The sequence below is a fragment of the Nocardiopsis sp. EMB25 genome, assembly GCF_026797795.1.
GTDB classification, from domain to species: domain Bacteria; phylum Actinomycetota; class Actinomycetes; order Streptosporangiales; family Streptosporangiaceae; genus Nocardiopsis; species Nocardiopsis lucentensis.
Genome location: NZ_JAMTDN010000001.1, coordinates 1163791 through 1189482, shown reverse-complemented (window position 1 = coordinate 1189482; position 25692 = coordinate 1163791). Strand labels below are relative to the sequence as shown.

23 protein-coding genes and 1 pseudogene are annotated in these 25692 nt (G+C 71.3%); 6 read left to right on the top strand and 18 right to left on the bottom strand.

Going from position 1 to position 25692, the window contains the following annotated elements:
* The first annotated feature begins 177 nt into the window (after positions 1-177).
* Positions 178-1179 (top strand): LacI family DNA-binding transcriptional regulator, encoded by a 1002-nt coding sequence (locus KIK06_RS05150; protein WP_268642135.1) that lies wholly within the window; start codon positions 178-180, stop codon positions 1177-1179.
* A 533-nt stretch (positions 1180-1712) separates the two neighbouring features.
* Positions 1713-2486 carry an NAD(P)-binding domain-containing protein gene (locus KIK06_RS05145; RefSeq protein ID WP_268642134.1) on the top strand — a complete coding sequence of 258 codons (774 nt, stop codon included), beginning with the start codon at positions 1713-1715 and terminating at the stop codon, positions 2484-2486.
* Positions 2487-2550: 64 nt separating this feature from the next.
* Here KIK06_RS05145 and KIK06_RS05140 read toward each other — a convergent pair whose 3' ends face one another.
* The 10 genes and pseudogenes from KIK06_RS05140 to metH all read right to left on the bottom strand — a co-directional run bounded on the left by KIK06_RS05140 (position 2551) and on the right by metH (position 16725).
* Positions 2551-3015 (bottom strand): PPOX class F420-dependent oxidoreductase, encoded by a 465-nt coding sequence (locus KIK06_RS05140; protein ID WP_268642132.1) that lies wholly within the window; start codon positions 3013-3015, stop codon positions 2551-2553.
* Between the two features lie 366 nt (positions 3016-3381).
* Entirely contained in the window at positions 3382-5205 is a 1824-nt protein-coding gene (locus tag KIK06_RS05135) for an ABC transporter ATP-binding protein (RefSeq protein WP_268642131.1), read from the bottom strand.
* A 45-nt stretch (positions 5206-5250) separates the two neighbouring features.
* A complete protein-coding gene (locus tag KIK06_RS05130; protein ID WP_268642129.1) occupies positions 5251-6264 on the bottom strand; it encodes an ABC transporter permease in 1014 nt (337 codons plus the stop codon).
* Positions 6265-6357: 93 nt separating this feature from the next.
* Complete coding sequence (locus KIK06_RS05125; protein WP_268642128.1) at positions 6358-8112, bottom strand: ABC transporter substrate-binding protein; 1755 nt, start codon at positions 8110-8112, stop codon at positions 6358-6360.
* A gap of 103 nt (positions 8113-8215) precedes the next feature.
* Positions 8216-9274 (bottom strand): ABC transporter permease, encoded by a 1059-nt coding sequence (locus KIK06_RS05120; RefSeq protein WP_268642127.1) that lies wholly within the window; start codon positions 9272-9274, stop codon positions 8216-8218.
* A gap of 722 nt (positions 9275-9996) precedes the next feature.
* Positions 9997-10719 (bottom strand): annotated as a pseudogene (locus KIK06_RS29230) (maleylpyruvate isomerase family mycothiol-dependent enzyme).
* Between the two features lie 9 nt (positions 10720-10728).
* Positions 10729-11244 (bottom strand): cellulose synthase, encoded by a 516-nt coding sequence (locus KIK06_RS05105; protein ID WP_268642123.1) that lies wholly within the window; start codon positions 11242-11244, stop codon positions 10729-10731.
* Positions 11245-11392: 148 nt separating this feature from the next.
* The gene (locus tag KIK06_RS05100) at positions 11393-12082 is read right to left on the bottom strand and encodes a DJ-1/PfpI family protein (protein ID WP_268642122.1); all 690 of its coding nucleotides are present in this window, start codon (positions 12080-12082) and stop codon (positions 11393-11395) included.
* Positions 12083-12274: 192 nt separating this feature from the next.
* Positions 12275-12985 (bottom strand): HAD family hydrolase, encoded by a 711-nt coding sequence (locus KIK06_RS05095; protein ID WP_268642120.1) that lies wholly within the window; start codon positions 12983-12985, stop codon positions 12275-12277.
* Between the two features lie 266 nt (positions 12986-13251).
* A complete protein-coding gene (gene metH, locus KIK06_RS05090) occupies positions 13252-16725 on the bottom strand; it encodes a methionine synthase (protein ID WP_268642119.1) in 3474 nt (1157 codons plus the stop codon).
* Between the two features lie 364 nt (positions 16726-17089).
* Here metH and KIK06_RS05085 point away from each other — a divergent pair, with 364 nt between their 5' ends.
* The 3 genes from KIK06_RS05085 to KIK06_RS05075 all read left to right on the top strand — a co-directional run bounded on the left by KIK06_RS05085 (position 17090) and on the right by KIK06_RS05075 (position 19022).
* Positions 17090-17929: a PAC2 family protein gene (locus KIK06_RS05085; RefSeq protein WP_268642118.1), complete on the top strand. Its 840-nt coding sequence runs from the start codon at positions 17090-17092 to the stop codon at positions 17927-17929.
* Positions 17930-17992: 63 nt separating this feature from the next.
* Complete coding sequence (locus KIK06_RS05080) at positions 17993-18553, top strand: hypothetical protein (protein WP_017597488.1); 561 nt, start codon at positions 17993-17995, stop codon at positions 18551-18553.
* Between the two features lie 49 nt (positions 18554-18602).
* The gene (locus KIK06_RS05075; protein WP_268642116.1) at positions 18603-19022 is read left to right on the top strand and encodes a thiol-disulfide oxidoreductase DCC family protein; all 420 of its coding nucleotides are present in this window, start codon (positions 18603-18605) and stop codon (positions 19020-19022) included.
* A gap of 52 nt (positions 19023-19074) precedes the next feature.
* Here KIK06_RS05075 and KIK06_RS05070 read toward each other — a convergent pair whose 3' ends face one another.
* Positions 19075-19497: an ABATE domain-containing protein gene (locus KIK06_RS05070; RefSeq protein WP_394296842.1), complete on the bottom strand. Its 423-nt coding sequence runs from the start codon at positions 19495-19497 to the stop codon at positions 19075-19077.
* Between the two features lie 128 nt (positions 19498-19625).
* Entirely contained in the window at positions 19626-20927 is a 1302-nt protein-coding gene (locus KIK06_RS05065) for a hypothetical protein (protein ID WP_268642115.1), read from the bottom strand.
* Between the two features lie 119 nt (positions 20928-21046).
* Here KIK06_RS05065 and KIK06_RS05060 point away from each other — a divergent pair, with 119 nt between their 5' ends.
* Positions 21047-21568 (top strand): nitroreductase family deazaflavin-dependent oxidoreductase, encoded by a 522-nt coding sequence (locus KIK06_RS05060; protein WP_017597484.1) that lies wholly within the window; start codon positions 21047-21049, stop codon positions 21566-21568.
* A gap of 26 nt (positions 21569-21594) precedes the next feature.
* Here KIK06_RS05060 and KIK06_RS05055 read toward each other — a convergent pair whose 3' ends face one another.
* The 6 genes from KIK06_RS05055 to KIK06_RS05030 form a co-directional block, all read right to left on the bottom strand.
* Complete coding sequence (locus KIK06_RS05055; protein ID WP_268642113.1) at positions 21595-22770, bottom strand: hypothetical protein; 1176 nt, start codon at positions 22768-22770, stop codon at positions 21595-21597.
* A gap of 71 nt (positions 22771-22841) precedes the next feature.
* Entirely contained in the window at positions 22842-24065 is a 1224-nt protein-coding gene (mshC, locus tag KIK06_RS05050; RefSeq protein WP_268642112.1) for a cysteine--1-D-myo-inosityl 2-amino-2-deoxy-alpha-D-glucopyranoside ligase, read from the bottom strand.
* Between the two features lie 163 nt (positions 24066-24228).
* Positions 24229-24402: a DUF397 domain-containing protein gene (locus KIK06_RS05045; RefSeq protein WP_268642110.1), complete on the bottom strand. Its 174-nt coding sequence runs from the start codon at positions 24400-24402 to the stop codon at positions 24229-24231.
* Between the two features lie 67 nt (positions 24403-24469).
* On the bottom strand, positions 24470-24742 hold the full coding sequence (locus tag KIK06_RS05040) for a helix-turn-helix domain-containing protein (RefSeq protein ID WP_268642109.1): 273 nt from the start codon (positions 24740-24742) through the stop codon (positions 24470-24472).
* A gap of 61 nt (positions 24743-24803) precedes the next feature.
* A complete protein-coding gene (locus tag KIK06_RS05035) occupies positions 24804-24992 on the bottom strand; it encodes a hypothetical protein (RefSeq protein ID WP_017597481.1) in 189 nt (62 codons plus the stop codon).
* Between the two features lie 190 nt (positions 24993-25182).
* Complete coding sequence (locus tag KIK06_RS05030; RefSeq protein WP_017597480.1) at positions 25183-25569, bottom strand: hypothetical protein; 387 nt, start codon at positions 25567-25569, stop codon at positions 25183-25185.
* Between the last annotated feature and the right edge of the window lie 123 nt (positions 25570-25692).

The window sequence follows — 25692 nt, the reverse complement described above, 5'->3', positions numbered from 1 at the left end:
GGGGTTGGGGGTCTGTCAGCCATCCGGGCGGCTCCACTCAACGGACGATTACGGTGTCGGCGCAGGTCACGGGGTGCGTGATGCGCATCACCCGAGGCGTGATGTGAACCCTAGGTTTCTCGCTCGTGTTGTGGCAAGCGATTGCCAAAAGTTGTCAAAGCGCGTAGAAGGGGCGTTATGAACTCCCCGAAGCGCACCACCATCTACGACGTGGCCCGGGAGGCGGGCGTCGCCGCCTCCACGGTGTCGCGGGCCCTGCGCAACCCCCGCCGTGTCAACGCCGCCACACGCGAGCACGTCCTCGGTGTCGCCGAACGTCTCGGCTACCGGCCCAGCCCCCTGGCGACCGCGTTGCAGTCCGGACGGACCGCGACCGTGGCGATGCTGGTTCCCGACATCACCAACCCGCACTTCTTCGGCACCGTCAGGGGCGCCGAGCGGCGCGCCTCCGCGGCCGGGATCACCTTCATCCTCAGCGACACCGAGGAGTCGGCCGACACCGAGCGCACGAAGATCGAACACCTGGCGCGATCGGTGGACGGCTTCGTGCTGGCGTCGAGCCGGATGTCCGACGAGAGCGTCTGGGAGCTGGCCGAGGAGCACAACCTGGTCCTGGTCAACCGGGAGGTACGGGGCCTGCCCAGCGCGGTGGTCGACAGCCGCGCGGGCAGCCGGCAGATCGTGGAGCACCTGGCCTCGCTCGGCCACCGGACACTGGTCTACCTGTCGGGACCGCACCAGTCCTGGCTGGCGGGTGAGCGGTGGCAGGGGCTGCTCGACGGCGCCCGGAACCTGGGCATGAGGGCGACGCGTCTGGGGCCGTTCCCTCCCCGCGTGGTCGGTGGCGGAGCGGCGGCCGACGCCGCCCTGGTGACGGGTGCGACGGCCGTGGTCGCGCACAACGACCTGCTGGCCATCGGCGTGCTGCGCCGCCTGGCCGAACGGGGCGTGAAGGTGCCGGAGCGGATCAGCGTGGTGGGCTATGACGACATCTTCGGGGCCGACTTCTGCGTGCCCGCACTCACGACCCTGGCGGGGCCCCAGGATGAGGCGGGCCGGTCGGCCGTGGAACTGCTCCTGGAGAACAGGTCCCGCTCCACGGCACGCACGCCAGACCGCCGGGTGATGCTCCCCTCGCACCTGGTCATCCGCGGCTCCACCGGCCAGGCGCCGCGCTGAATCCCGGTCCGGCGGCCACGGAGTCGCCACGGGCGGATCGGAATCCGCGACGACCGGGAGAAGCGTGATTCATGTCGCCGTCGATGCGTATGCGCGGGTCACCACTCTGGAACGGAACAGCGGAGCATCGGTTCGCCTCAGCGCCGCCCCCGGGTCAGTGATGGCACCGGGCGCGCGTCGATCCGCCGGGAGCCTGACGAACGCCTCGGGCGACACGCGGGGGAGGGACTCCGGGCGACCCCGAGCCGACGGCCGCCGAGCAGCGCCCTCAGGTCAGGGACGTGGATGCCAGATGAGTCCCACTCCCGTTCGATGTCCGCCCTGGCGGACAACGCCTTTCCGTTCACCAGCCACGACGAGAGGGCGGCGGGGTGGACGCACGGGCACGGACGGCCCGGGACGCCGGACCGCCCCACCGTGGTCGACGCGACCGTGGGGCGCGGTGATCCCTCCGGTGGGAGGATCGGGGACGATACACGTGGGACGAGGACCTCGCCAACGGATCACGTCCAGCAGGTACCAGAGCCATGGAGGTGGCCGCAGTGAAGCGCGTCGGCGTCATCGGAGTGGGCGAGATCGGTCGGGCGATCGTCGAGGGCCTGTGCGGCGGGAGTGCGCGACCGCCGGAGATCCTCCTCTCCCCCCGGGGCGCCCGCACGGCCGCCGCGCTGGCCGAACGCCACGACAACGCGCACGTGTGCGCCGGCAACCAGGAGGTGGTGGACCGTTCCGAGGTGGTCGTCATCGCCGTACGCCCCCAGGACCGGACCGAGGCGCTGACCGGTCTGCGGGTGGACCGCGACACCGTGGTGGTCAACGTGATGGCCGGGGTCGGCAACGACGACCTGCGCGGGACACTGGCCACCGACGCCCCGCTGGTACGGGCCATCCCTCTTCCCGCCGTACGTGAGCGCCGTTCCATCACGGTGACCTGTCCGTCGCACCCGGTGGCCGACGCCCTCTTCGAGCGCCTGGGTGGGACGCTGCCGGTCGCGGACGAGGCGACCCTCAACGTCTTCTCCGCGCTGACGGCGACGCTGACCAGCCACTACTGGTACCTCGCCACGCTCACGGAGTGGGCGGCGGGCCACGGCCTCGCCGCAGAGGACGCGGACCGCTACCTCCGCGGCCTGTTTCAGGGCGTCGGCCGCGCCTTGGGCGACGAGACCCGTTCCCTCCACCAGCTCGCGTCCGACCACGAGACCCCGAACGGCATCAACGAACGAGTCCGCACCGCCTGGTTCGGCCCGGCCAATTCCGCGGCCCTGCGCCAGGCCCTCGACGACCTCCTCGACGACCTGACGTGACCCGGAAGACGCCATGCGGACGACCCGGCCCGGGATGATCCCGGGTGGGCGCGCTCCGGCCGGTTCAGGGGGTCCGGTCGGCGGGGAAGCCTCCGGTGGCCACCGGTCCCCACGTCCGCGGCGTGATCCTCAGTAGGGCCTTGCCCTGGCGACGCATCGCCTGGCGGTACTCCTCCCAGTCCGGGTGCTCCCCCGCGATCACCCGGAAGTACTCCACCAGCGGCTCGACCGCGTCCTCCCCGGAGAGCACCTCGGCGGTCCCGTCGACCTGTGCCCAGGGCCCGTCGAAGTCGTCGGAGAGCACCACCACGCTCACCCGCTCGTCCCGCGCGGCGTTGCGGGCCTTGGCGCGCTCGGGGTAGGTGGACACCACGATCCGCCCCTGTGCGTCCACCCCGCAGGTGACGGGTGAGGCCTGGGGCGAACCGTCACGGCGCCGCGTGATGAGCAGGGCCTTGTGCCGTGGCGTGACGAACTCGATCAACCCGTCACGGTCGACTGCGGTGTTGGTGGCGATCGAAGGGCTCACTGTGCTCGCTCTCGGTAGCTGTCCCTGTGGAGGAACCGGGTCAGGGAGTCGGCACGGGGAAACCGTCTCCACGCGCCCGTCCGTCCGTCCCCGGACGAGGAAAGCCAATCACGGATCGGTGGGATGTGGCAGACCCTGGCAGTATCTGGGAGAGCGCCTGCGCCGGTGCGCGCGGCCCCGGAGTCGGGTGGCCCGAGGACCGCGCCGTTCTCGTCGAGCGCGTTCGGGACGGTCAGCCGCCCGGGAGGACCACCGGAGTCCGCAGGAGGGGACCGAGCCTCTCGGGAACCGGTCTTCCGGACACGGACGACGCCGGTGGCGACGTGTCGACCACGTCCCCACCGGCGTCGGTTCTCGCGCCGCCGCCTACACGGGCTGCCCGGCCCTGCGCTTCTCGACGCGTTCGGCGCGGTGGCGTCTGGCCTCGTCGGCGTCCAACACCGGCGCCGCCGCCAACAACTGACGCGTGTACTCACTGGACGGCGACTCGTACACGCTGTCGCTGTCCCCCATCTCCACGATCTCACCCTTGCGCATCACCGCGACCCGGTCCGAGACCTGCCGCACCACCGCCAGATCATGCGCCACGAAGATGTAGGTCAAGCCGAAATCGTCCTGCAACTCCGACAACAACTTGAGCACCTGATCCTGCGTGGACACGTCCAACGCCGAGACCGGCTCGTCACAGATGATCAACTTCGGCTTGAGGATCAACGCCCGCGCGATCGCGATCCGCTGCCGCTGACCCCCCGAGAACGCGTGCGGGAACCGGTTGTAGTGATCGGGCTCCAACCCCACCCGCTCCAACAGGGCCTGCACCTGACGCCGAATCTTCCTACCGTCACGCTCCCCCTGCACCCGCAACGCCGTACCGATCGCGTCCCCCACCGTCACCCGCGGGTTCAACGACGAATACGGGTTCTGGAACACCATCTGCACATCCCGACGCAACGGACGCAACGCCCGCTCCGACATGTGCGTGATGTCGCGGCCCTCGAACTCCACCCGGCCCCGGGTCGGCTCCAAAAGCCGCATCACCATCCGCGACAGGGTCGACTTACCCGACCCCGACTCCCCCACGACCCCCAGCGTCTCACCCTTGTACAGGTCGAAGGAGACCCCCTTGACCGCCCAGAAGTCCGAGGACCGGCCCCACAGCCCACCACGGACCTTGAAGCACTGCGCCACATCCTCCACCCGCAGCAGGGGTTCGTCCGAGGAGGCGCCGCCGACGGTGCCGGTGGCCGTGCCGGTCTCCGCGACCCTGGCGGCCGCGGTGTCCTCGGCCGGAGCGGGAGCCTCGACGTCCTCCGCCTCGGTGACGGCGCCCTCGCCCTTGTCCCTGGCGGCGCGGTCGGCGCGGTCGGCCGCCCGCCGCTGGGCCCGGGAGACCTCCACCCGCGGCACCGCCGCCAACAACCCCCGCGTGTAGGGATGCTCGGGATCGGCCAGCACCGTACGCACGTCCCCGCGCTCGACCGCCACACCATGACGCATCACCACGACCTGGTCCACCGACCCGGCCACCACCGCCAGATCATGCGAGACCAGGATCAACCCCATGTCCAGATCGGTGCGCAACTCGTCCAACAGATCCAACACCTGGGCCTGGACCGTCACATCCAACGCGGTGGTCGGCTCATCGGCCAACAACACCTTGGGATCGCACATCAACCCCATCGCGATCACCACACGCTGACGCATCCCCCCGGAGAACTCATGGGGGTAGGAGTTGATCCGCCTGGCCGGATCCGGGATCCCCACCCGCTCCAACGACTCGATCGCCCGCCGGCGCGCCTGCGCCTTGCCCGCCTTGGGATGGTGGATCCGGTACGCCTCGATCAGCTGGTTGCCGATCGTGTACTGCGGGTGCAACGACTGCATCGGGTCCTGGAACACCATCGCGATGTCGTTGCCGCGCATCCGCCGCAGCCGCTGGTCCGAAGCGGCCACCACGTCCTGGCCCGCCACCTCGATCGACCCGGTGATCCTCGCCCGGCTGCCCCGGTGCAACCCCATCAACGCCAGCGACGTCACGCTCTTACCCGAGCCCGACTCCCCCACGATGCCCAGGGCGCCCCCACGGGGCACCTCAAAGGACAACCCTTTCACCGCGTGGACGTCACCGTCCATCGTCGGGAACGTCACCCGCAGGTCGTCCACCCGGACGACGGGCTCGGTCGAGGCCATGTCACATTCCTTCACTAGAGCTGGTCTGGTCGGCGCTGTCGCGTGCTACTTGGCGATCCGCACCCGCGGGTCGACGACCGGGTAGAGCAGGTCGACGATCAGGTTGCACAGGACGATGAAGAACGCGCCCATGAGGGTGACGCCGAGGATCACCGGCAGGTCCTTGGAGACGATGGCGTCGATCGCGTACTTACCGATGCCGTTGAGCGAGAACGTCGTCTCGGTCAGGATGGCGCCGCCGAGCACCAGGCCCAGGTCGAGGCCGAAGATCGTGACGATCGGGGTCAGCGTGGGCCGCAGCGCGTGCTTGAAGATCACCCGGCGCTCGCTCAGGCCCTTGGCCCGGGCGGTGCGGATGTAGTCCTCGCCGAGGGTCTCCAGCATGCCCGCACGGGTCTGGCGCGCGTACTGCGCGGCGTGCAGGAACGCCAGGGTCACCCACGGCAGGATCATCACCTGGACCCAGGCGATCGGGTCCTCGGTGAGGGGCACGTACCGGGGAACCGGGAAGAGGTTCCAGTTGTGCACCAGGAACGCCAGCGAGAGCAGACCGGTGAAGTAGATCGGCAGGGAGACGCCGACCAGGGCCAGGGACATGGCGATCCGGTCGAAGATACTGCCCTTCTTGACGGCCGAGAGAACGCCGACCGCGACGCCGCCGACGACCCAGATGACGGCCGCACCGGCGGCCAGGGACATCGTGACCGGCAGGCGGCTGACGATCTGCTCCAGGACCGGGGTGTTGGTCGAGAAGGAGTAGCCCAGGCACGGCGCCGCGCACTCCACCGTCTGCCGGCCGAAGGTGTACTCGGTGCCGAGGAGCAGCGTCCTGATGAAGTCGTAGAACTGGACGGCGATCGGCTGGTCCAGCCCGAGCCGTTCCACCGTGGCCGCCAGGGCCTCGGGGGTGGGCGCCTTGCCCACGTACATGGCGGCCATGCCCTCTGGCGTCACCCCGGCCCAGCGGGGCAGGACGTAGAAGATCCAGAAGGTGACCATCGTGACGATGGCGAGCAGCAACAGGCCCGCACCGAGTCGGCGGAGAATGTAGGTCAACATCGCGGTCAGCGGCGGGGGCTACCCGCGGGGCCGCAGGGCCCCCGCCGCCTTCACCTGCCTTGTCGTGATAGTTCGGAACTTGGCCGGTGGTGGCTAGCCGCGGTCCACGCCCAGGGCCATGTAGTCGTACATGGCGTAACCCGGCTGGAAGTAGACGTTGGTCAGCTCAGGGGAGCGGTAGAACATCGCGCGGTCGAAGATCACCGGGAGGATGGCGGCCTGCTCCATCACGAGCGTGTCGATCTTGGCGTAGATGTCGGCGCGCTCGTCCGGGTCCTCGGTCTGCATCGAGCGGTCCCACAGCTCGTTGATCTCCGGGTCGTCGAGCTCGGCCATGTTGTAGTTGCCGGTCTCGACGATGGCGCGGCCGTCGGTGATCGCCTGGGCGAACCCGTAGCCGGTGGGCCAGTCGGGGATCCAGCCGGAGACGCTCAGGCCGATGTTGTTCTCGCGGACGAAGTCCTGGGAACCGGCGTACTGGCCGTAGAAGTCACTGGCCGGGTAGAGCTCGATGCTGGCCTCGATGCCGACCTCGGCGAGGGCGTTCTGCAGGGCCTCGGCGGTGTCGACGTCCTTCTCGCGGCCCTCGCGGGCGGCGATGACGGTCTCGAAGCCGTCCTCCTCGCCGCACTCCTCCAGCTTCTCGCGGGCGGAGTCGAGGTCACCCTTGTTGTCCTCGGAGGGGTACAGGTCGCTCTCCGGGTCCGAGCCCGGGATCTGCGGCGGGATCAGGTTGGTGGCGATGTCGCCGCCCAGCTCACCGCCCCAGGCGCGGTGCATGCTGTCGCGGTTGGCCGCGTACATGATCGCCTGGCGGCAGGCGACGTCCTCGATGACCGGCGTGTGGATGTTCACGTACCGCAGGGCGCCCGAGTACAGGTTGTCGATGTTGGGGCGCTCGGACTCGTCGCCGGCCAGGCGGCTGTGCATGGCCGGACCCACGCCCGTGCCGCCCAGGTCGACGTCGAGCTCGCCGTTGACCAGGCGCTCGTCGATCTCGTCCTGGTTGACGCCGATCTCGACCTCGACGCGGTCCGGCAGCGCCGTGCGGATCGGGTCGGACTCGGCGTCCCACTCCTCGTTGCGGACCAGGTGGAGCTTGACGCCGGGCTCGTAGTCGCCGTCGAACTTGTACGGGCCCGAGGACATGACGTGCTGCTGGTAGAGCGCACCCGTGTCCGCGTCCACCGGGACCGGGGCGGTCTGCGGCATGATCAGGATGTTGGGGAACTCCGAGAAGCTCTCCTTGAGGTGGAAGACCAGGGTGTGGTCGTCCGGGGTCTCGATGGCGTCGAACTCGCCGAGCGGGTCCGAGGACTCGTAGACGTTGAAGTCCGGGTCGGCGTCGAGCTTCTGGGCGAAGTAGCTCGGGCCGTGGACCAGGGATCCGCCGTTGAAGTCACCGCGGATGATGCCGTACTTGATGTCCTGGGCGGTGATCTCGGAGCCGTCCTCGTACTTGAGGCCCTCCTTGATCTCGACCGTCCACTCGGTGAAGTCCTCGTTCGGCTCGGGCATGCCCGCGGCCGTGTCGGGGACCAGGTCGGTGGCGTTCTCGCCCGGCTCCGGGTTGTAGGCCAGCAGGGTGCGCGCGTAGTAGCGCGAGAAGTTCCAGCTGAAGCCGTAGTAGGTGTCGCCCGGGTCGACCGAGTCGAAGTCGTCCTGGATGGCGTAGCGCAGGGTGCCGCCGGTCTGGTCCGAGGCGTTGACCACGGAGTTCTCGGCGGCGTTGAAGCCGGCGCCTTCGCCGCCGCCGTTGCCGCCGGTGCTGTCGCCGCCGCCGCACGCGGACAGGAAGATGGACGCCGCCGCGCCGAGCGCGACGAAGCCGAGGGTGCGTTTCCTCAAGGAACTACCTCTCTACCGAACCTGAAAGGGGATGGTTGGACCCGCGGGTCGATCCGTGTCGGTACGGGGTCCGGCGATGGGCCTCGCCCCGTACCGACGCGGATCAGTCCGAGGTCTTGGGGTCGAAGGCGTCGCGGAGGCCGTCACCGAACAGGTTGAACGCCAGGACGGTGATGAAGATGGCCAGGCCGGGGAAGACGACGAAGTAGGGGCCGTTCTGGTAGAACGGGATCGCCTCGGAGAGCATCTTTCCCCAGCTCGGGGTGGGCGGGTTGATGCCCACGCCCAGGAAGCTCAGCGCCGCCTCGAACAGGATGTTCGTGGGGATCAGCAGCGTCGAGTAGACCAGGATCGGCGTGATCAGGTTGGGCAGGATCTCCTTGACCAGGATGTGCCGGTTGCCGGCGCCCAGGCTGCGGGCCGCCTCGACGAACTCGCGCTCGCGCAGGGAGAGCGTCTGACCGCGGACGATCCGCGCGATGTAGGGCCAGTTGAAGAACCCGATGATGAAGACGATGACGCCGATGCGCAGGCCGTTGCCGGTCAGGCCGAGGAGACCGTCGGGGATGACGCCGACGAGCGCGATCGCGAAGAGCATCAGCGGGAAGGCCAGGAAGATGTCCATGGCCCGGCTGATGACGGTGTCGACCCAGCCGCCCTTGTAGCCGGCGATGATGCCGAGGACGGTGCCGAGGCCGACGCAGACCAGGGTGGACAGGAACGCCACCAGCAGGGAAATCTGCGCGCCGTGGAGCAGGCGGCTGAGCAGGTCTCGGCCCGTGGTGGGCTCGACGCCGAGCCAGTGGTCGGAGCTGATGCCGCCCCACGGGTCGGTGATCGCGTAGCCGAACTCGTCGTAGGGGTTCTCCGGGTCCTTGAAGGGAAGCCGGGTGGAGGGGTCGACGAGGTCCTGGTGGTACTCGGTGGGCGGGTACCCGAACCACTTGGTCAGGAGCGGCGCCAGGATCGCGGCGAGGATGAGCAGCGCGACCACCACGCCGGAGACCATCGCGACCTTGTCCCGCTTCAGCCGCTGCCACGCGATCTGCCGGAGGGACCGGTTGTCCGATCCGCCGTGACCGGGCGTGGCCTCGGACTCCTCGACGGCGTCCGCTGAGGTCGGCTGATCCGCCGACTCGGGGGCTTGCGAGGGCGCGCTCATCGGGACACCACTCTCTCCACTCATACGCTTCGGCCGAGGGAGGACTGAACCCACGCGTGAGACCTGGGGGATGACCCGCCTGGGGGTCCTCACGATGTGGGGCCGGTCGGATCTCGACACTGGCTGGCGTGGGCGGGACCGGCGGCGAGGAGGGGATACCTCCACCGCGCCGGACGCGGCTGCTCGGGCGCACCGACCCCAGTGAGGAGTTGGACACACCCGGCGCGAAACCGCCCGGGCTGTTACACAGCGACCAACCTACTCGCCATCTGGACACATATCGTCCAGTTCCGTGTCATGTATCTGAATCGTGACAAATGATGACAAAAAACTCATTTCTTGCCACTCTTCGACAAACTGCACATTCATCGGACGACCCTGGTGACCTGGACATACCAGCCAGTAGCGAGCCCTCACGATACTCCCTGATAACAGGCGAAACCGACGCGAAGAGGGAACGCTATGGCAAGTGCTATGGCTCCGAGAGTGTTCGCGTGAGTTCACAAAGCGACGGGGGATAGGCCGTCGCCCGTCCCTCGTCCGCACCGTCACCGTTCCGTTGCCGGTTCGTTCTCCGTCACCCCGCGGCCCGGAGGTGTTCGCCCCGGAGGGCAGGCGAAGCGGACGGCGGGCACGCGACGGAGGGCACGCCGTGAGACGCACGCGCCAGAAGTGGTAGAGGAGTGGTGAAAGCTCCGCTGGCCCCGGGGGCGCCCCGGATCTCAGTCGGCGGGGTCCGGCGGCCAGGGACCCAGCTCCGGCGGGGCGGGAGCGGTCGTGGTCACGGCGCCGTCGGTGCCACGGCCCGCCATCCAGGCGGCGAGGTCGCGCAGCGCTCCGCCGACCACGACGGGCGGTCCCTCCCCCGGGGACCTGGTGTGGTCGTCGCCGGTGGCCCGCAGGACCAGCCGCCTCCCCGCAGGAGCCCCGTCGGCCAGGAAGTCCAGGGCGTGCGGGGCGAAGGCCCGCGACCAGTCGCGGGGCCGGTGGACGAGGGCGAGGTCGACGGCGTGGATCTCGGCCTCCCGCCACCGCGCCAGCACGGTGTCCAGGACCGTGGCGTGGCGGAAGCGCACCGGTCGGCACCAGTCCCGCGCCGTCAGCGGGGCCCAGGTCCGTTCCAGGTCGCGCTGGGCCGACCGCAGGTCCTCTCGCGGGCGGGCCAGGGGACGGACGGCGCCCCGTTCGATCGACCGGCCGCGCCCGTCCTGACCTCCGTCCTACATCTCGACCAGCTCACCGCGCAGCGCGAACCGCGCCTGCCGTTCGAAGGCGCGGGCGTTGTCCGTCAGGTGCTGGACGACGTGCCCGCGTGTCCACCCGGGAAGGGCCGAGGGCTGAGCCGTCCGCTCCTCGTCCAGTCCGTCGAGCAGGTCCAGCACCCGGGCATGGGCCCGGGAGATCCGACGGATCAGGTCGCGGGGAGGGCGGTGGGGGTCGGCCATCCCCGCACGCTAGTCGATCCCGCGCTTGCGCAGCAGCTCCTCGATGTCGCCGAAGTCGGACAGGTCGTCGGCGGGGGCGGCCTTCTTCCCCTGCGCGGGGCCCACCTGGGGCGCGGTGGCCCCCGGCCCGGCGGCCGCCTCGCCCGCGCCCTTGCCGTCGGCGTCCTTGCCGGTGTCCTTGGCCTTCCCGGCGCGCGACCCGGTACCCACGCCCCGCGAGCGCATGACCCCGGAGGCGACGTAGAGCACCACGGCCAGCCCCGCGAGGATCACTCCGGCCCAGACGAACGGGCTGATCAACAGTCCGGTGAGGACCCCCACGACCCCGCGGACGAACTCCCACACCACGCCCATCAACCCGAGCAGGGCCACGGACAGCGGCACCAGCGACCAGGCCACGCCGCGCACGCCCGAGGCGGCGCCCCTGTGGCGCCACACGAGGAAGGAGATGATCAGCCCCAGCCCGGTGAGGACGGCACCCACGGTCAGATCGGAGACGGGCAGGTTCTCAGGCAGCTCGAACATGTCGCCAGTCTCCCATCCGACGCCGAAGCGCACATCAGGCCGATCCCTTAGGGAGTCTCCCGGTCCGGCGCCCGCCCGGGGCTCCTGCCTCCACGCTACCCGTGCCCTTCACACGTACACCGGACCAGCGCCGAGAGGCGGGGGCCGGTCAGTCAGCCGTCTCCGGGGCCGGGCCGAGGGCCTCGGCCAGCGCCGCGTGCATGTACCTGCGCAGCAGATCCGGCCGCTCGGAGTGCTCGACCCACGCCCAGTCGAGGGGGCCCAGCGGCGGCTCGGGGTCGTACTCGATCACCAGCTGCGCCAGACGGGCCGCCTCCTCCCCCTCCAACTCGTGGACCAGGTGCAGCGCCATGTCGATACCGGCGGACACGCCCGCCGCGGTGAGGACGTCCCCGTCCCGGACCCAGCGCTCGGACACGGGGGTGGCGCCGAACCGGGGCAGCGCGTCGAGCAGGCTCCAGTGCGTCGTGGCGCGGCGGCCCCGCAGCAGACCCGCGGCGCCCAGGATCAGCGAACCGGTGCACACCGACGCCATGAGGTGGGCCGACTCGGCCGCCGCGCGCAGCCAGCCCAGCAGGTCCTGGTCCGCGCAGGCCGCGAAGGTGCCGGCGGACCCTCCGGGGACGATCACCACGTCGGGGTCGGTGACCTGGTCGAACGTCGCCGTCGCCCGCAGCCCGACGGCGGCGTCGCTGTCCACCGCGGACAGGTCGCGGGCCACGGTCACGGTGCGCCAGTCCGAGCCGAGTCTCTCCAGGACGGAGGTCACGGTGAGGGGACCGACGAGGTCGAGCGCGGTGAGTTCGGGATAGAGCACGTACGCGATGGTCTTGGTCATGGCCCCAGCCTCGCCGGGCCCCCGGCCCCCCGCAACGCTTCCCCGCCGCCGTGTCAGGAATCGTGGGATCTCCGTCGTCCGGACACGGGCCCCGGAGCACGGGCTCTCGCCGAACGGCGGGCGTCGGCCACCCGGGGACCAACACCGAGGGGCCGCGACGCCCCGCGCCGCGGCCCCGTCCGGCGCGTGGGGTCAGCGGTCGGCGACCAGCGACTCCAGCCACTCCAGGTCCACGCCCACCAGCGACTCACGAAAGACCACGCCCTCGCGCGGAGCGATCTCCACGTGGTTGGGCACCGCGACCGTGGCGCAGCCCGCCGAGGCGGCCGCGGCCACACCGACGACCGAGTCCTCCACGGCCACGCAGCGGCGGGGGTCCACCCCCAGCCGCTCGGCCGCGGTCAGGTAGGGCGCGGGGTCGGGCTTGTTCGCGCTGACCTCGTCCCCCGCCACCGAGTCGTCGAAGCTCTCCAGGCCGATCCCGCCGATCGCGGCACGGATCAGCTCGCGCTCGGTGGAGGTCACCAACGACACCGGGATTCCCGCGCCGGACACCATCGCGACCAGCTCCTTGGCTCCGGGCCGCAGCTCGGCGCCGTCCTCCAGCTTGACGCGGAACTTCTCGTAGAGCCGGTCGGCGACCTGGCGCGGGGTCAGGTCGACGCCGGTCAGCCCGATGATGTACCGCCCCACGGGCTCGGCGGCGTTGCCGACGTTGCGCGCGTGGTCCTCCTCGGTCCACACCCCGCCCAGCTCCGCGACGAGTTCGGCCTCGGACTCCCCCCACAGCCCCTCGCTGTCGATGAGGGTCCCGTCCATGTCCAGGAGGACCGCCTGGAGGCGGCGCTCCCCGGCGGGCCCGTCCGCGCTCACGCGGCGGCCCGGAGTGCTCGGTTCGCTCATGCTCTCCGTGGTGCGGCCCCGCCCTGGGCGGACCGGCACCACGCTCTCCCCTCTCGTGTCGTTCGCGGGCGCCCCCGCGTCCCCGGGCGCCCGGGATCCCACCATCGTGGGCGGTCGCGGGTGCCCGGGACCTGACGTGTGTCTGTCGACGCTCTGTCCGCACCGCGAACACTTCGGTCCGCCGGCCGCACGGCCGCGGCCCCGCCGCTGTCGCCAGCGGCGGGGCCGGGTGTGGAACGCCGATGGTACCGACCGGCGAAGACCGGTCAGACGTTGAAGTAGGTCGCCTCCGGGTGGTGGATGACGATGGCGTCGGTGGCCTGCTCGGGGACGAGCTGGAACTCCTCCGACAGCGTGACCCCCACCCGCTCGGGCTCCAGCAGGCGCATGATCTTGGCCCGGTCCTCCAGGTTGGGGCAGGCCCCGTAGCCCAGGGAGAACCGCGCGCCGCGGTAGCCGAGCTTGAAGAAGGCGTCGAGCTCGGCCGGGTCCTCACCGGCGAAGCCCAGTTCGGCGCGGACCCGGGTGTGCCAGTACTCGGCCAGCGCCTCGGTCAGCTGGACGGACAGGCCGTGCAGCTCCAGGTAGTCACGGTAGGCGTCTCTTTCGAACAGCTCCGCGGTGGCCCGGCTGATCGCCGAACCCACGGTCACGACCTGGAAGGACACCACGTCCAGCTCCCCCGACTCCTTGGGCCGGAAGTAGTCGGCCAGGCACAGGTGCCGGTCGCGGCGCTGGCGCGGGAACGTGAAGCGGGTGCGCTCGGTCACGCCGTCCTCGTCCAGCACCACGAGGTCGTCGCCCTCGCTGTAGCAGGGGAAGTGCCCGTGCACGACCGCCGCCTCCAGCAGGCCGTCGGTCTGGATGCGGTCCAGCCACATCCGCATGCGCGGGCGCCCCTCGGTCTCCACGAGCTCCTCGTAGCTGGGGCCGTTGCCGCCCCGCGAGGCCTTGAGCCCCCACTGCCCCATGAACGTCGCGCGCTCGTCGAGGAAGGCCGAGTAGTCGGCCAGCGGGATGCCCTTGCTGATCCGGTCGCCCCAGAACGGCGGCACGGGCACCCGGTTGTCGGTGGCCACGTCGCTGCGCGCGGGCATGTCCTCGGGCTCGGTCACCTTCAGGGTGGCTCCCCGGCGCACCCTGCGCTGGCGCAGCGCGGGCAGCTCGGCGCCCTCCTCGCCGCGCTTGACCGCCATGAAGCTGTCCATCAGGCGCAGCCCCTCGAAGGCGTCCTTGGCGTAGCGGACCTGGCCCTCGAACATCTCCGCCAGGTCCTGCTCCACGTAGGAGCGGGTGAGCGCCGCGCCGCCCAGCAGCACGGGGAAGCGTTCGGAGAGCCCCCGGGAGTTCATCTCCTCCAGGTTCTCCTTCATGATCACCGTGGACTTGACCAGCAGACCCGACATACCGATGACGTCGGCGCGCTCCTTCTCGGCCGCCTCCAGGATCGCCGACACCGGCTGCTTGATGCCGATGTTGACGACGTCGTAGCCGTTGTTGGACAGGATGATGTCGACGAGGTTCTTGCCGATGTCGTGGACGTCGCCCTTGACGGTGGCCAGGACGATACGCCCCTTGCCGTCGTCGTCGGTCTTTTCCATGTGCGGTTCGAGGTAGGCGACCGCGCCCTTCATGACCTCGGCGGACTTGAGCACGAACGGCAGCTGCATCTGCCCGGAGCCGAACAGCTCGCCGACGGTCTTCATGCCCTCCAGGAGGGTGTCGTTGACGATCGCCAGGGCGGGCCGCTCCGCCAGCGCCGCCTCCAGGTCGGCCTCGATACCGGTCATCTCACCGTCGACGATGCGCCGCTCCAGGCGCTCCCACAGCGGCAGGGCGGCCAGTTCCTCGGCCCGGGAGGCCCGCATGGACTTGGCGTCCACGCCCTCGAACAGCTCGATGAACCTCGACAGGGGGTCGTAGTCGTCGGCGCGCCGGTCGTAGACGAGGTCGAGGGCGACCTCGCGCTGCTCGTCGGGGATCTGGTTGATCGGCACGATCTTGGAGGCGTGCACGATCGCCGAGTCCAGCCCCGCCTCGACCGCCTCGTGCAGGAACACCGAGTTCAGCACGATGCGGGCGGCCGGGTTGACGCCGAAGGACAGGTTGGACAGGCCGAGCGTGGTCTGCACGTCCGGGTAGCGGCGCTTGAGCTCACGGATGGCGTCGAGGGTCTCGATGCCGTCGCGCCGTGTCTCCTCCTGGCCGGTGGTGATGGGGAAGGTGAGGCAGTCGATGACGATGTCGCCGGTCCGCAGGCCCCACTCGCCGGTGATCTGCTCGATCAGGCGGGTGGCCACGCGCAGCTTCCACTCGGCGGTGCGGGCCTGGCCCTCCTCGTCGATGCACAGTCCGACCACGGCCGCGCCGTGCTCGGAGACCAACTCCATGATGCGGGTGAAGCGCGAGTCGGGGCCGTCGCCGTCCTCGTAGTTGACCGAGTTGATCACCGCGCGCCCGCCCAGCGCCTCCAGACCGGCCTCCAGCACGGCGGGCTCGGTGGAGTCGAGCATGATCGGCAGGGTGGAGGACGTGGCGAAGCGGGAGGCCAGCTCGCGCATGTCGCGGACACCGTCGCGGCCCACGTAGTCGATGTTGAGGTCGAGCAGGTGGGCGCCGTCGCGGATCTGGTCGCGCGCCATCTCCACGCAGTCGTCCCAGCGCTCCTCCAACATGGCCGTGCGGAACTTCTTGGAGCCGTTGGCGTTGGTGCGCTCGCCGACCGCGAGGTAGCTGGCGTCCTGGCGGAAGGGCACGCTCTGGTAGAGCGAGGAGGCCGCCGCCTCGACGAGCGGCTTGCGGTCCTTGATCCCGCGTCCCTGAACGCGTTCGACCACCTGGCGCAGGTGTTCGGGGGTCGTGCCGCAGCAGCCGCCGACCACGCTCAGGCCGAACTCGGAGGTGAAGGTGTCGTGGGCGTCGGCCAGCTCGGCCGGGGTGAGCGGGTAGACCGCGCCGTCGGCCCCGAGCTGGGGCAGGCCCGCGTTGGGCATGCAGGAGATCGGGATGGGCGAGTGGTGCGACAGGTAGCGCAGGTGCTCGCTCATCTCGGCGGGGCCGGTGGCGCAGTTCAGGCCGATGACGTCGATGCCGAGCGGGGCCAGGGAGGTCAGCGCGGCGCCGATCTCCGAACCCATCAGCATGGTCCCGGTGGTCTCGATGGTGACCTGGGCGATGACCGGGACGTCCCTGCCCAGGGCCTTGCGGGCGCGCTGGGCGCCGACGACGGCGGCCTTGACCTGGAGCAGGTCCTGGCAGGTCTCGATGAGGATGGCGTCGGCGCCGCCGTCGATGAGCCCCCGGTGGCACTGCTCGTAGTGGTCGCGCAGGAGGGCGTAGGGGGCGTGGCCCAGGGACGGCAGCTTGGTGCCGGGGCCGACCGACCCGAGGACGTAGCGGGGGTGGTCCGGGGTGGAGTAGGCGTCGGCGGCCTCACGGGCCACGCGCGCGCCCGCCTCGGCGATCTCGTAGGCGCGGTCCTCGATGCCGTACTCGGCCAGACCGCCGTAGTTGGCGGAGAAGGTGTTGGTCTCGACGCAGTCCGAACCCACCGCGAGGAAGGCCGCGTGGGTGTCGTGGACGATGTCGGGGCGGGTGATGTTGAGGATGTCGTTACAGCCCTCGTGCCCCTCGAACTGGTCGAGGTCGAGATCGTGCGCCTGGAGCATGGTGCCCATCGCTCCATCCGCCACGATGACACGCTGGGACAGTGCTTCACGGAAGGTCAGGCGAGCTCTCATCATCCGCAACTCTAGTCTTGGGGGCGCCGCGGCGGCCCAGGCCGATCCACGCGGTGCGCGGTGCTGGGCCGACCCCCGGCGCGGTCGGGTCGGGCGCCTGGGGGGACGGCTCTGTCCAACGCAGTCGCTGGCTGTGAGGCTACCCCATCAGGCGTTTCGCCATGTGAGACGTGCGTTCCACGATATGCGCGAAGAGCCCGTTCCGCACCGGTCCAATCAGACGGATTTCCGTCCGTTTCCGTGCGGGTGGCACAACGGGGTCCCGCCGGGGACGCCCGCCCGGGAGAGCGCAGAATCCCGGTTTCCAGGCCGGGGCACCACCCCATAGGGTGGAATCGTCCGCGCGCAGGAAGGGGCCGCCGAAATGATCAAGCTCACCCGGGAGCTTGTCGATCCTGTCCTGGTGGCGGCGTTCGAGGGATGGAACGACGCCGGGGAGGCGGCCACCCTCGCCGTCGAGCACCTGTCCACGGTGTGGGGCGCCCGTGAGCTGTGCGCGCTCACCCCGGACGACTACTACGACTTCCAGGTCACCCGGCCGCGCATGTCCGTGGTCAACGGCCTGGTCGGCAAGGTCGAGTGGCCCACGACCCGGGTGGCGTTGGCCACCCCGCCCGGTGCCCAACGCGACATCGTCCTGGTGAGCGGCCCCGAGCCGAACATGCGGTGGCGCTCGTACGCGGCCGACCTGCTGGCGATCGCTCGGCAGCTGGGCGTGAAGCGGGTGGTGATGCTGGGGTCGCTGCTGGCCGACGCGCCGCACACCAGGCCCATCCCGGTGACGGGGATCGCCTCGCCCGTGGAGGTGGGGGACGGGTACGGCCTGGAGCCGACCACCTACTCCGGCCCCACCGGGATCGTGGGCGTGGCGCACGAGACGTTCAGCGAGGTGGGCCTGGAGACGGTGTCGCTGTGGGCGGCCATTCCGCACTACGTGGCGCAGCCGCCGTGCCCGAAGGCGACCCTGGCGCTGCTGGGCTGGGTGGAGGAGTTCCTCGGGCTGTCGGTGCCGCTGGGCGACCTGCCCGAGGAGGCGGTGTCGTGGGAGTCCAACGTCAACGAGCTCACCGCCGAGGACGAGGACATCTCCGCCTACGTGCGTGGCCTGGAGGAGGCCAAGGACACCGCGGAGCTGCCCGAGGCCTCGGGTGACGCGATCGCCCGCGAGTTCGAGCGCTACCTGCGCCGCCGCGACGAGAGCTGAGGGCCCGACGGCGGCTGACGGCGTGACGGCTGCCGGAGGGAGTCGGCGGTTAGCATCGGGCGCATGGAGTTCAGCGAACGACCACACCCGGCGAGGGCGCCGCGACCGATCTCCGTCGAACAGGTGATGGCGGACCTGCCGCTGTTCGCCCCCGCCGGACGGACGGCCCCGGGCAGTCTGGGCGACGTCGGGCTCTCCCCCCTCCAGGACCACGTGCTGGAGTGCACTGTGCGCCACCCGGCCGTGGACGCGCGCACACCCGGCCTGGAGGTGACCACACGGCGCTGGCCGGACGCGGACTGGCCGCCCTTGAACGACCAGGTCCGGCGCTTCGGCGCGGGGCGCGACTTCCTCCGGCGAAGGGCCGAGGGCGACACTGACGCCGAGCCCCGTGTGCACCCCCTGGGCGCGGTGTGGTCCCGGTCGCTGATCGACGTCGACGGGTCGCCCTATCAGTGCGACGTGCTCCACTCGCCCTACTCCTGGGCCGCCGTCGCCATGGTGGAGCCGCACTTCGTCGTGCGCGTCACCGCCCTGTCGCCCCTGGAGTCGCCCCCGGCCCTGGAGCGGGTCCGCCACACCGGCGAGATCGAACCCGCGCCGAGCTCGGAGGCCGGGGAGTAAGCCGGGGGGCGGACGGGACACCAGGCGACACCGGGGGCATCCTGGACACATGACGCACCGTACGGACGGACACGGCGGCCCCGGCGGACACGGTGTCCCCGGCGCCGGAACGTTCCTCTACGACCGGGACTGCGGGTTCTGCCAGCGCGCGGCGGTCTTCGGCCGCGACCGGCTGCATACCCGCACCAGGTTCGTCGCCTGGCAGGACTTCGACCTGGAGTCCGTGGGCCTCACGCCCGAGCAGGCCGACCGGGAGGCGTGGATCGTCTACCCCGACGGGCGCCGGTTCGCGGGCGGTGACGCGATCGCCGAGACGCTGATCCACAGCCGGTTCCTCGTGCGACCCCTGGGGCGGCTGATGCGGCTGCCGCTCCTGCGCTCGGTCAACCGCGCCGCCTACCGGTGGGTGGCGGCCAACCGCTACCGGCTGCCGGGCGGGACCGCCGCCTGCGCGATCGACGGCCGGTGACCGTTCGCGGGTCGGCCGGTGCGCGGGATGGGTGCTCGGCCTGTACCACGCCTCACACCCGCAGGTCGCGCCACTCCCCCGTGGCCAGGACGGCCGACCAGGCGCCCGCGACCCGGGCCAGGCCCCGGCGCACCTCGTCGACCACGGCCGGTGCCAGCGGGGAGGCGGAGTCGGCGTCGGGCAGCAGTCGGACGGTGACGCGCAGCCCGTCGAGCACCCGCTGACCGCGCGCGATCACCTCGGCGTCGGCGTCGCTCTCGGGTTCGGGACCGTGGGCGATGACGGCGCGGATGGCGTCGCGCAGGGTCAGGGCCTCCTCCAGGTCTCCGAGGGTGATCGGCATGGCCCCGTCGGTGGCCAGCCGGTGCTCCCGCAGGAACCTCGCGAGGTCGGCCCGGTCGGACAGGCGCGCGCCGGAGGTGGCGAAGTCGGTGACGAGTCGGGCGGCGGTGCTCAGCCGCGTGGGGGTAGTCATGGGGGACATCCCATCACGCTCCGCACCCCGTGTCCGGCCAAACGCGCATCCCGTGGCCACAGGTGGCCATCCGGACCGGACAGGCCATGCGGATCGGGGCGGAAACCGGCACCGCCCGCCCAGCCGTCTCAGCCGTCGACCAGCTTCCGCAGCCCCTCCCGATCCCGGGGCAGTCCGAGGACGTCGAGGAACCGTCGCAGGTCGCCCTGGTCCAACCAGCGCCACCCGGGCGGTTCGGGCTCGTCCCTCATCAGCTCCCAGGCACGGCGCATCACCTCGGACCTGTCGTCCGCGCGCGACCACAGCCGATCGTCGTCGACGAGTACACGCAGGTAGTCGCGTTGGACACCGCCCAGGTCCTCCGTCCGCCACCGGGCGCCGTCACCGAGCCTGAACAGCGCCCCGTACAGGGCCCCCAGATCCTCGCTCAGGGAGTCCGGATCGGTGGCGCGGACCACCGCGCGCGCCACCGGGAGCAGATCCGCGGCGTCCCTGTCCTCGGCGTCCCAGCGCTGGCCCAGCTCCCACACCAGGGCCGACCTGACGGGGCCGTCGAAACACCGTGGCCGCGTCGAGAACCACGAGTCGACCTCCTCCGCGTGGGTGAGCACGGCGGCCAGTTCCTCGGTCGCGGCCGGATCGCCCCTCAGGGACGGGGCCAGCGCCGCGCAGGCTCGGATCGCCGGGTCGGGGTGAGTGAGGAACTCCGAGGTGTCCCGCCCGTTCCGCCCCAGGGCCAGGACGATGGCGGCCCCCTCGTCCCGTGTCTCGGCCAGGTCGGCCGCGTCGGACAGGTCCAACTCCAGGCCGCCCAACCACGCGAGCTCTCCCGCGGCCTCCGCGGCACGCTGCCGGACGTGGCGGTCCTCGTGGGTCAGGTGGGGCCGCACGAGGTCGTAGAGGGCGGGAGCGGCCGCGCGCAGATCGAGGGCCGCCCGCGCCAGCAACGCGCCGTGGGCCTCCTCCGTCTCCTCGAAGTCCAGCGCGTCCCCGTCCTCCTCGTCGTCTTCCCCCGTCTCGTCGACGAGCCCTTGGAGGAAGCGCCCCACGAGGTCCCCGTCGACCTCGGCCATCGCGGCGAGGTGTTCGTCGGGGCTGTCGTCCCAGCGGGCGTGGCGCGCGGCGTCGCACAGGAACTCCAGCAGCACCCCCCGGAGCGTCCGAGGCCACGGCCCGTCCCACGGCGGGACCGCGTCCGCGACCGGGTGGTCCAGCAGCCCGGAGACGAAGAGGACGGCGGGCACCGTCGCCGGGTACACCCCGTCGTCACCCAGGAGCTGCTCATACAAGTGGTCGAGCGCACGGTGCCACCCCGCCTCGTCCCGTTCGAGGAACGCCGCCAGGGCCTCGGGCACCTCGTCGGCTGTGCCATCCGCCTGGAGGAGTCGGGACCAGTCGGTGGCGTGGAGTACGTCAGTTCCTGTACGCATGCCGGGATTGTGGCACCCGGTGCCGACGGTCCACGGGCGTGGCGGCCCCGCACGGACCGTGCCCGCTGCTTACACTCGTGCCGCCGGAACCGCGCCGTACGGAGGAGGGCCCGACCTTCATGACGATCTCCGAGCCCCCGAGGACACCGCTCCAGCGCGCCGCCTTCCGCGCGCCGATCTGGCTGTACCGCCTCGGTCTCGGGCCGCTGATGGGCCACCGGTTCGTGCTGCTCACCCACAGGGGACGCGCCAGCGGCGAACCCCGGCAGGCGGTGCTGGAGGTCGTGGGCCGCAACGACAGCACCGGGGCGGTCCTGGTCGCGGCCGCCTACGGGCAGCGGGCGCAGTGGTTCCGCAACATCCAGGCCGAACCGCGCGTGCTGTTCCAGGTGGGCGGCCAGCGGTACCGGGCCACGGCGACACCGCTGCCGCCCGAGGAGTCCGGCCGGGCGCTGGCGCACTACGCCGAGCGCCACCCGAGCACGGCCAGGGCGCTGATGAAGGCGCTCGGCCGGGAGGTGGGCGAGGCTCCGGAGGACTACGCACGCGTGGGCTCGGACCCCGAGTACGGCATCCCGATCGTGCGGCTGCTCCCCGATCGCGCCCCGGGGTCCCACTTCCCCGACTTCACCGCCCCGTAGACCGGTCGCTGGGCGGAGACCACGGCTCAGCCTTCGACGAGGGCGCGCAACCCCTCCCGGCCCATGGGCAGACCCAGCCACCAGAGGGTGACCGAGAAGTTGGCGACCGTTCCCGTCCAGAGATCGTCGTTGCCGACCAGTGCCGCCAGGTAGGCGCGTTGGACGTCGGAGGGGGTACCGGTCCACGCGCCACCGTCCTCCTCCCGGGGGAAGGCGAGCCGCAGCAGCGGAGCGCAGTCGGCCTCGGCGGTGAGGGGGGTGGCGAGCGCGGCCATCGTGCGGAACACGGGCAGGAGGCGTTCGGCGTCCGCGGGCACCGAACGGTCCGCGAGGGCGTGCACGAGGGTGAACCTCACGCGTCCGCGGAAACGGGCGGGGCTCACGGTGAACCAGCGGTCCGCCTCCTGTGGGTCGGCCAGCGCCGCGACCAGTGCACGCGTCGCGGCGGGATCGTCCTTCCGGGAGGGCGCGAGCGCGGCGCACGCCCTGATGGCCGGGTCGTCATGGACGAGGTACTCCGAGACGTCGTGGCCCTGTTCGCCCAGAGCCAGCACGATCGCGGCCTTCTCGTCCCGACTCTCCACCAGACCGACGGCCCCGGACAGATCCACCTCCAGGCGCCCCAGACAGGCGATCGCCGACACGGCCTCCACCGCACGCTGGCGCGTGGCCGGTTCGGTGTGGGTGAGGAGCGGGCGCACCGCGTCCAGAAGGGTGGGTGCCGCCGCGCGCAGGTCGATCAACACTTGCCACATCAGCGCCTCCAGGGCGGGCTCCTCCCAGACCTCGTCGTCGGCGAGCACGGCGTCCAGGACCTCCCTGCGCTCGGCCTCCGACAGCCGGGCGAGCTCGGCCAGTTCTGCGTCGGGTTCGTCGACGGTGGCGGCCTCGGCCACGTCCCGGAGGGTGTTGAGCAGCGCGAGCCGCCGTTCCTCCGCGTCATCCGCCCCCTTCGGCTCCCAGCGTCCCTGGACGAGGTCGTCCAGCAACGCGGCCACGAAGAGGGCGGCGGGCGGGGTCGCCGGGCAGACGGAGCCCTGGTGGAGGATGGCGCTGTGGAAGTAGTCCATCCCCTTCGACAGCGCGTCCGGACCGTCCTGGAGGAGGGCCGCCAGCTTCTCGGGGGCGTCGGCGGCCGATCCGTAGGCGTGGAAGGTCCGGTCCCAGTCGGTGTCGCGGAGGATGTCCGGTGCTGTCAGCATGCCCGCATGCTGCCACGGACGACCGACCGGCGGTGCGCGGCCTCCTCCCGACCGGGACCAGGGGTGTTCGGCTAGAGTTCCACGCCCAGCAGGGTGTCGACGGTGGCGCGGGCCAGGCCCGGGGCGGAGGTGTCGGTGCCGCCCGCGGTCAGGGCGGTCTCGGCCCAGGCGTCCACCGCGGCGAGGGCGCCGGGCGAGTCCAGGTCCTCGGCCAGGGCGGCGCGCACGGCGGCGAGCATCGGGGCGGCGTCCGGGCCCGACCCCAGGGAGGCGGCCGCGCGCCAGCGCTTGACCCGGTCGCAGGCGACGGGGAGTTCGGCGTCGGTCCACTCCCAGGGCGACCGGTAGTGGTGGGCGAGCATGGCCACGCGGATGACGGCCGGTTCCACGCCCTGTTCGCGCAGCTTGGACACGAACACCAGGTTGCCCAGGGACTTGGACATCTTCTCGCCGTCCAGGCCGACCATGCCCACGTGCAGGTGGTTGTGGGCGTTGGGGCCGCCGGTGGCGCACCGCGTCTCGGCGGCGCCCATCTCGTGGTGGGGGAAGATCAGGTCGCTGCCGCCGCCGTTGAGGTCGAAGGCGGGGCCCAGGCGGTCCAGGGCGATGGCGCTGCACTCGATGTGCCAGCCGGGGCGGCCGCGGCCCAGCGGGCTGTCCCAGGCGGGCTCGCCGGGGCGCTCGGCGCGCCACAGGAGCCAGTCCAGCGGGTTCTTCTTGCCCTCGCGCTGGGGGTCGCCGCCGCGCTGCCCGAACAGGTCGAGCATCTCCTTCTGGCTCAGGTGGCTGATCGCGCCGAACTCGGGCGCCTCGTCGGCGGAGAAGTACAGGTCGCCGTCCAGGTCGTAGGCGGCGCCGGTGTCGCGGATGCGCGCGGCCAGGTCGCTGATCAGGTCGACCGACTCCACGACGCCCACGTAGGAGGTCGGGGGGATGATCCGCAGGGCGGCCATGTCGTCGCGGAACACGTCGATCTCGCGGTGGGCGAGGTCGCGCCAGTCGACGCCGATCGCCTCGGCCCGCTCCAGGAGCGGGTCGTCGATGTCGGTGGTGTTCTGCACGTAGTCGACGTCGTGTCCGGCGTCCCGCCAGACCCGGTTGACCAGGTCGAAGGTCAGGTAGGTGAAGGCGTGGCCGAGGTGCGCGGCGTCGTAGGGGGTGATGCCGCAGGCGTACATCCCGGCGCGGGGCCCCGGTGTCGTCGTCCGCAGCTGGCCGGTGGCGGTGTCGTGGACGCGGAGCGGGCCGCCGGTACCCGGCAGGGGGACGATGTCAGGCGCAGACCATGAACGCATACCCCGAACACTATCCGCCCCACAGTGTGACAAACGCCCCCGCAAGGGTGGGTTCTTCGGGTGATGATCCCCCCAGAGGGGGTGGGAATAGGAGGGGTCGGATCGGGGTTCGACCGCCCCCGACCGGTTGCCCCGTCGGGGGTTTCCCCGCGCACGGAGACGTCTACGACTCCCGGGAGGCGCCCAGGAGGGCACACCGCTCCGAGGAGGGGAAGGACAGCGTTCCGGCGTCCGGGCGCTTGGAGTCCCGAACCTCCGGAGAGTCCGTGTAACGGCACTCGACACAGTCACCCCCGTTGGGGCTGTGACTGCTCCTCGTCCCTACGTCAGTGATCACGCGAGACCTTCCAGGGTGTCCAGGGACAACGCAACGGGAAGCGCCGACGCGAGGGCCGTGGCGGCCATCACGGCGTTTCGGCGTAGGTCGGCGACTGGAGATATCCGGGAACCAACACCGGAGCCACGACCTCGACGGCGCGGGCTTTGGCCTCGATCGACGCAAGGTCCCGCGCCCACGGGGGAACGGTGAAACCGTCCTTCGCCTCTTGGCAACGCGCCAACAAGGCACCCTCCGCTCCGAGGAGGGCGTCCAGTTTCTCCGCTGTCTCCCGTCTGGGTGGTGATCCGCCTCGCTCCCAGCGGTTGACGCTGGACAGGGACAACCCCGCGCGGGCCACGTCCCACCGCTCCCCCGGCGCGGCGGGCCGGGACGGTAGTGGGAGGAGGAGTCGACGCCTCTCAGGAGTCGGAGGCCAGCCCCGACCGGGTCCGGGCGATCAGAACGGCGCTCAGCACGGCCGAACCCGCGCACGCGGCGGCCAGGAGCACCCCGCCCAACCGCCAGTGCAGCAGGGCTCCGCTCACCGAGACCACGTAGAGCAGCCAGTACGCGGCGCTCTCCCACCGCCCGCCGTGTCCGCCCCTCATGGCCGCTCCTCGGGTCCGCCGCGCCCGGTGGCGCGTGCGACGGCCTTCGCACCGTCTCCCAGAGAGACGTTCTGATCACGCAGAGGGTTTACCCGCGAAGAAAGCATCGGGCGCGGTGTGGGTCACAGGGGTGGCGCGCCCCGCCGTCGTGGGGAGAGACGGGGCACGGGCGCCGACCCGGTCACGGGGTTCAGGGCTGGGCGGCCAACTCCAGTTCCATGAGGTCCAGATCCGCGGTCACCTCGCTCAGGGCGGGGTCGCCGGGGTCGGCGAACTCGACGAGGTCCGCACGCGCCGCGCGCAGTCTGCGCCGCGTCGACCGGGCCTCCCCGCGCCCGTGCGCGCAGAGCGGGGTCGCGCGCAGCTCACCCATACCGGTGACGACACCGTCCGGCGTGCGCAGGGCCCACTCCCAGCCCTGCGTTCCGGCGCTGACGGCCCGGGTGGCGTGGAGGAGGACCCCCACCCGGTCGGCGCGGCCGTCGTGGACACGTGTCCACCGGCCCACGAGTTCGGCGGGGTCGTGGTGGGGGGTCAGGGTGGTGCGGGAAAGCTCGTGGGCGGGGCTGGCGTTCATCAGTGGTCCTTCCGGGACGGGTCTGGATCGCGATCGGGGCCGACGAAACGCGTCGCAGACGCGCCTGTGGACCCCGCTCACCGAGAACACGGTCCTGCGCACCGCTTATGACGCGGTTTCGGA

What these genes read in the sequence shown, in the direction of transcription:
- KIK06_RS05150 (WP_268642135.1), top strand. Translation starts at nt 178, where the DNA reads ATGAACTCCCCGAAGCGCACCACCATCTACGACGTGGCCCGGGAGGCG.
- KIK06_RS05135 (WP_268642131.1), bottom strand. Translation starts at nt 5,205, where the DNA reads ATGGCCTCGACCGAGCCCGTCGTCCGGGTGGACGACCTGCGGGTGACG.
- KIK06_RS05130 (WP_268642129.1), bottom strand. Translation starts at nt 6,264, where the DNA reads ATGTTGACCTACATTCTCCGCCGACTCGGTGCGGGCCTGTTGCTGCTC.
- KIK06_RS05120 (WP_268642127.1), bottom strand. Translation starts at nt 9,274, where the DNA reads ATGAGCGCGCCCTCGCAAGCCCCCGAGTCGGCGGATCAGCCGACCTCA.
- KIK06_RS05105 (WP_268642123.1), bottom strand. Translation starts at nt 11,244, where the DNA reads ATGTTCGAGCTGCCTGAGAACCTGCCCGTCTCCGATCTGACCGTGGGT.
- KIK06_RS05100 (WP_268642122.1), bottom strand. Translation starts at nt 12,082, where the DNA reads ATGACCAAGACCATCGCGTACGTGCTCTATCCCGAACTCACCGCGCTC.
- KIK06_RS05095 (WP_268642120.1), bottom strand. Translation starts at nt 12,985, where the DNA reads ATGAGCGAACCGAGCACTCCGGGCCGCCGCGTGAGCGCGGACGGGCCC.
- metH (WP_268642119.1), bottom strand. Translation starts at nt 16,725, where the DNA reads ATGAGAGCTCGCCTGACCTTCCGTGAAGCACTGTCCCAGCGTGTCATC.
- KIK06_RS05085 (WP_268642118.1), top strand. Translation starts at nt 17,090, where the DNA reads ATGATCAAGCTCACCCGGGAGCTTGTCGATCCTGTCCTGGTGGCGGCG.
- KIK06_RS05080 (WP_017597488.1), top strand. Translation starts at nt 17,993, where the DNA reads ATGGAGTTCAGCGAACGACCACACCCGGCGAGGGCGCCGCGACCGATC.
- KIK06_RS05075 (WP_268642116.1), top strand. Translation starts at nt 18,603, where the DNA reads ATGACGCACCGTACGGACGGACACGGCGGCCCCGGCGGACACGGTGTC.
- KIK06_RS05070 (WP_394296842.1), bottom strand. Translation starts at nt 19,497, where the DNA reads ATGACTACCCCCACGCGGCTGAGCACCGCCGCCCGACTCGTCACCGAC.
- KIK06_RS05065 (WP_268642115.1), bottom strand. Translation starts at nt 20,927, where the DNA reads ATGCGTACAGGAACTGACGTACTCCACGCCACCGACTGGTCCCGACTC.
- KIK06_RS05060 (WP_017597484.1), top strand. Translation starts at nt 21,047, where the DNA reads ATGACGATCTCCGAGCCCCCGAGGACACCGCTCCAGCGCGCCGCCTTC.
- KIK06_RS05055 (WP_268642113.1), bottom strand. Translation starts at nt 22,770, where the DNA reads ATGCTGACAGCACCGGACATCCTCCGCGACACCGACTGGGACCGGACC.
- mshC (WP_268642112.1), bottom strand. Translation starts at nt 24,065, where the DNA reads ATGCGTTCATGGTCTGCGCCTGACATCGTCCCCCTGCCGGGTACCGGC.
- KIK06_RS05035 (WP_017597481.1), bottom strand. Translation starts at nt 24,992, where the DNA reads ATGAGGGGCGGACACGGCGGGCGGTGGGAGAGCGCCGCGTACTGGCTG.
- KIK06_RS05030 (WP_017597480.1), bottom strand. Translation starts at nt 25,569, where the DNA reads ATGAACGCCAGCCCCGCCCACGAGCTTTCCCGCACCACCCTGACCCCC.